The following is a 1,563-nucleotide window of genomic DNA, read 5'->3' as shown; positions in this document are numbered from 1 at the left end:
CGTGATCTCGGACACGCAGCGCTTCGATGATCTGCCGCTGCCGAACGACGAGCTCGAATATCTTCCGGACGGCGAAGAATCGCGTGCGATCCAGGGGCGAGAAGGCGTGCAGCGCTTGCAGCGCACGCGGCGGATCAAGTCGAGCAACGTCGCGCTGCGCGACTTCGATTATCACGCGCCGTCGAAGCGCTTGGACAGCGATGCGCAGGTCGAGCTGTCGAGCCTTGACGGCATTCCGCTCGAGTACTACGACTATGCGACCGGCTATAGCGATCCGGCGCAGGGCGAGCGGCGAGCGCGCTTGCGGCTCGAAGCGATCCAGGCGGACTCGCACTCGCTCGTCGGCGAGGCGAACGCACGCGCGCTCGCGACGGGCCGCGCGTTCACGCTGGTCGGTCATCCGGCGTTGAGCCGCAATCGTCGGTACTACGTGACGAGCAGCGAGCTGACGTTCATTCAGGACGGACCGGATAGTACGTCGCAAGGCCGTAACGTCGCGGTGAAGTTCCGCGCGCTCGCCGACGATCAGCCGTTCCGCCCGCTGCTCGTCACCAAGCGGCCGCGGGTGCCGGGCATCCAGAGCGCGACGGTGGTGGGCCCGGAGATGTCGGAAGTGCACACCGACAAGCTCGGGCGCATCCGCGTGCACTTCCACTGGGACCGCTACAAGACGACCGAAGCGGACGCGTCGTGCTGGATTCGCGTGACGCAGGCATGGGCGGGCAAGGGCTGGGGCGTGATCGCGATGCCGCGGGTCGGGCAGGAAGTGATCGTCGTTTATGTCGACGGCGATCTCGACCGGCCGCTCGCGACGGGGATCGTCTACAACGGCGAAAACCCGACGCCTTACGATTTGCCGAAGGATATCCGCTACACGGGCCTCGTCACGCGTTCGATCAAGCGCGCGGGCGGCATTCCGAACGCGAGCCAACTGACGTTCGACGATCTGCACGGCGCGGAGCGCGTGATGATCCACGCGGAGCGCGACATGCAGCAGACGGTCGAGCGCAACAGCTCGACGTCGATCGCGCAGGATTTGAACCTGTCGGTGGATGGCACGTCGACGTCGGTCGTCGGCATCAAGGTCAGCTTCACCGGCATCTCGGTGTCGTACACGGGGCTGTCGGTGAGCTTTACCGGCGTGTCGGCGAGCTTCACCGGCGTGAGCACGTCGTTTACCGGCGTGAGCACGAGCTTCACCGGCGTGTCGACATCGTTTACCGGCGTGACCACGGGTTTCACCGGCGTATCGACGTCGTTTGTCGGTGTGGACACGAGCTTCACCGGCATCAGCACGGGGTTCGTCGGCGTGTCAACGAGCTTGACGGGTTCCAAGAATTCCGTGACGGGCGTGTCGAACAGCATGACGGGCATCTCGTCGTCATGGACCGACGTCAGCATGTCGACGACCGGGCAGTCGCAGAGCACCACCGGCGTATCGCTGTCGTACACGGGCACGTCGAGCAGCATGACGGGCACGAGCACGTCGGTGACGGGCACGTCGACGAGCATCACGGGCACGTCGATGTCGAACACGGGCAGCTCGACGAGCATCACGGGCAC

General features: G+C 65.3%; 1 protein-coding gene. It reads left to right on the top strand.

Annotation, left to right across the window (positions count from 1 at the left end; translation table 11 throughout):
• Positions 1–1,563 (top strand): type VI secretion system Vgr family protein (locus tag X946_RS05285; protein WP_038744723.1); only part of this gene is annotated, 1,563 nt, incomplete at both ends.

Origin of the sequence: Burkholderia sp. ABCPW 111 (assembly GCF_000773065.1) — a bacterium.
Lineage (GTDB): Bacteria > Pseudomonadota > Gammaproteobacteria > Burkholderiales > Burkholderiaceae > Burkholderia > Burkholderia savannae.
This window is presented reverse-complemented; position numbering and strand designations above follow the sequence as displayed.